We start from the raw sequence: 2,076 nt of genomic DNA, 5'->3' as shown, positions 1-2,076 counted from the left end.
ACGGGGTTGAATGGTTGCTTTCGGAACAAGCGGGCTTCGCGGTCTGGCGACGGATCTCCTTTCGGGGCCTGGCTACGTGCATGTTTCGGCTTTTGCCGCCCATCTTGCGGAGGCGGGGCGGGCGGCTCGCGGATGCGCGGTGTTCGTCGGCAGCGACCGCCGCGACAGCAGCCCGGAGCTGACGCGCCAGACGCTGGCGGCGCTCGCCGCGGCGGGCTTTGCGCCGGTCTATTGCGGCGTGCTGCCGACGCCGGCATTGGCTTTTCACGCCATGAGCCTGCAGGCGCCGGCGGTGATGGTGACGGGCTCGCACATTCCGGCCGACCGCAACGGGCTCAAATTCTACCGGCCGGACGGCGAGATCGACAAGGCCGACGAACGGGCGATCGCGGCGCTGGCGGCGGCCGCGCCGGCAGCTGTGCCGGCCAGGCTTGCGGCTTTGCCGGCGCCGGACGCGGCGGCGCGGGATCGCTACGCCGCCCGCTACCGGGCCGCCTTCCCGTCGCCGATCCTGCGCGCGCGGCGCGTCGGGCTGTGGCGGCACAGCTCGGTCGCCGCCGACCTTCTGGCCGGGCTGCTGGCGGGCCTCGGCGCCGAGGTGGTCGAGCTCGGCGCCAGCGACGGTTTCGTCGCCGTCGACACCGAGGCGATCGACGCGGCGACGGCGGAACGGCTGGCGCACTGGTCGCGGCGGCATCGGCTCGATGCGATCGTCTCGACCGACGGCGACGGCGACCGGCCGCTGCTTGCCGACGAGACGGGCCGGATCGTTCGCGGCGACGCGCTCGGGCTGGTGGCGGCGCGCCTGCTCGAGGCCGATGCCGTGGTGACGCCGGTGTCGTCCAATCCCGGCATCGACGACCGTTTCGGCTTCGCGGTGATCCGCACCAGGGTCGGCTCGCCCTTCGTGCTGGAGGGCATGGACACGGCGGCAAGTCGCGGCTTCACCCGCGTGCTCGGCTTCGAGGCGAATGGCGGCCTGCTGCTCGGCTCCGCGGTCGATCTCGGCGCCGCCCGGCTCGACGCGTTGCCGACGCGCGACAGCGTGCTGCCGCTGCTCTGCGCCTTCGCCGCGGCAGGCGCGCATGGGCTGCCGTTGTCGAAGCTGTTCGACGATCTCGCCCTGCCGGCCTGCGTCAGCGGCCGCGTCGAGAATTTTTCGCGCGCCGACAGCGACCGGCTGATGGCGGCGCTGCGGGCCTCGCCCGACGCTGTGGACGGCATCCTCGGCCCGATCGGCACGGCCACCCGCATCGACGACATCGACGGCCTGCGGATCCATCTCGACGGCGGCGGCATGATCCATCTCAGGCCCTCCGGCAACGCGCCGGAGATGCGCTGCTATGCCGCCGCGCCGACGCCCGAGCGCGCCGCAGCCCTGCTGGCGGCGGGGCTGGCGGCGATCGAACGGTTTCCCGACACCAACGAAACGCTTTGCGGAGCAGGCCAGTGAGCATCGTACCAGTGATCATCAGCGGCGGCGCCGGCTCGCGGCTCTGGCCATTGTCGCGCGAGGGCCATCCAAAACCGCTGATCGAGATGGGCGACGGCCAGTCGCTGCTGCGGCACGCCTATCGCCGCGCCCTGGCGATCCCGGGCGTCGCCGATATCCTCACCGTCACCAACCGCGATCTGCTGTTCGTCAGCGAGGACGAGTATCGCGACACCGGGCTCGCCGCGCCGCGGCTCACCTATCTGCTCGAGCCGGAAGGCCGCGACACGGCGGCGGCCATCGCCGCCGCCACGCTTGCCGTGGAGGAGGCGCATGGCCGCGACGCGGTGATGATCGTGCTGCCGGCCGACCATATGGTGACCGATGTGCCGGCCTTCGTCGCGGCGGCCGAAGAGGCGGCCGCGCTCGCCCGCCAGGGCCGGCTCGTCACCTTCGGCATCCGCCCGACCCGGCCGGAGACCGGCTACGGCTACATCGAGGCCTCCGGCACCGACGTGCTGCGCTTCGTCGAGAAGCCTGACCTGGCGCGCGCCGAGAGCTATGTCGCCGCCGGCAGCTTCTACTGGAACGCCGGCATGTTCTGCTTTGCCGCGGGCACCATGCTCGGCCTGCTCGAATCCTTG

2 protein-coding genes are annotated in these 2,076 nt (G+C 72.3%); both read left to right on the top strand.

Features of this window, described 5'->3' with window-relative positions:
• Positions 1 to 10: 10 nt before the first annotated feature.
• On the top strand, positions 11 to 1,453 hold the full coding sequence (locus C7I84_RS29235; protein ID WP_106775726.1) for a phosphohexomutase domain-containing protein: 1,443 nt from the start codon (positions 11 to 13) through the stop codon (positions 1,451 to 1,453).
• Positions 1,450 to 2,076: sugar phosphate nucleotidyltransferase (locus tag C7I84_RS29230; RefSeq protein WP_165816262.1), on the top strand; the 627-nt coding region annotated here is incomplete at its 3' end. The genes C7I84_RS29235 and C7I84_RS29230, both read left to right, overlap by 4 nt.

This window comes from Kumtagia ephedrae, assembly GCF_003012745.1.
Classification (GTDB): domain Bacteria; phylum Pseudomonadota; class Alphaproteobacteria; order Rhizobiales; family Rhizobiaceae; genus Kumtagia; species Kumtagia ephedrae.
The sequence above is the reverse complement of the archived record's forward strand: the minus strand, read 5'-3'. Positions and strand labels throughout refer to the sequence as shown.

Coding starts and splice junctions, on each gene's coding strand:
- C7I84_RS29235 (WP_106775726.1), top strand. CDS start 11: ATGGTTGCTTTCGGAACAAGCGGGCTTCGCGGTCTGGCGACGGATCTC.